This window comes from Candidatus Competibacter denitrificans Run_A_D11 (genome assembly GCF_001051235.1).
Classification (GTDB): domain Bacteria; phylum Pseudomonadota; class Gammaproteobacteria; order Competibacterales; family Competibacteraceae; genus Competibacter_A; species Competibacter_A denitrificans.
This window is the reverse complement of sequence record NZ_CBTJ020000095.1, coordinates 1-1,002: the sequence shown is the minus strand read 5'-3', so window position 1 is coordinate 1,002 and position 1,002 is coordinate 1. Positions and strand designations below refer to the sequence as shown.

The window sequence follows — 1,002 nt, the reverse complement described above, 5'->3', positions numbered from 1 at the left end:
ACAACCAAGCGGTGCTGGCCCGTCGCTATGGCCTATCGTTGCAAACCATCTACGACATCCTGGCCAAAGAACGTCTCGCCCGCCAACCCGATCTGTTCAGCTAACCATTCCAGTCTTTTTTTAAAGTCGCTTAAAAGCCCATCATCTTCCCTTCATGGCACGCTCCGGGATAGCTAACCCGGAGTTGTCATGATCGATTCGCCTCAACCCCTTCTCCCCAGCAAGGCCGCTATCGACCTCCTCAAGGCGTTCGAAAAAGGCCCCAACGGTGAATTTGCCGCGCAGCCGTATCGCTGTCCAGCGGGCAAGGAAACGGTTGGCTGGGGGCATGTCCTTCAGCCAAGAGACCATCTGCGCTTTCCGCTCACCGCCGAGCAAGCCGATGCCCTCTTGCGGGCGGATCTTGCCGTGTTTGCCAATGTCGTCCATGCCGCTGTGCGGGTTCCGCTCACGCAAAGCATGTTCGATGCGCTCTGTAGTTTCGTTTTCAACATCGGCCGCAGCAATTTCGACGGATCGACCCTGCGCGCCAAGCTCAATCGCGCTGATTACCTGGGCGCGGTCAACGAATTCCAACGCTGGAACAAAGCGCGTAACCGCAAAACCGGCAAGTTAGAGCCACTCGACGGACTTACTCGCCGCCGAGAAGCGGAACGCAATTTGTTTCTGCAAGACCCCTTTCCACCGCGTGGAGACGCTCGATGAAACGACCGCAACGGCTTTTATTTGGTTTGGCGATGGCTTTGATCACGCACACTGCCCAATCTAGCCCGTTTCTGGTGTGTGACCCGTATCCGGCTACCAGCCCCCAACCGGATGCTTTTCTCGTTACCGTCGGCACGGCCGCACCCGTTACCGTACCCGCGACCAAGGAAGCCGATGGCGGCGTTATCCTCAAGTGGGATCTCGCCGGAATTGGCGAAGGCGCGAAGACCGTCAAAGTGCGGGCCAAAAGCGCTTGGGGGGAGTCAGCCGACAGTCTCCCTTTCGCGTTTATGCCTG

Annotated in this window: 2 protein-coding genes; both read left to right on the top strand. The window is 58.0% G+C overall.

Annotated elements, in window-relative coordinates; all coding sequences use genetic code 11:
• Positions 1–189 precede the first annotated feature (189 nt).
• Complete coding sequence (locus tag BN873_RS15480; RefSeq protein WP_053085412.1) at positions 190–705, top strand: lysozyme; 516 nt, start codon at positions 190–192, stop codon at positions 703–705.
• On the top strand, positions 702–1,002 hold a 301-nt coding region (locus BN873_RS15475), incomplete at its 3' end, for a hypothetical protein (RefSeq protein ID WP_048675752.1). The genes BN873_RS15480 and BN873_RS15475, both read left to right, overlap by 4 nt.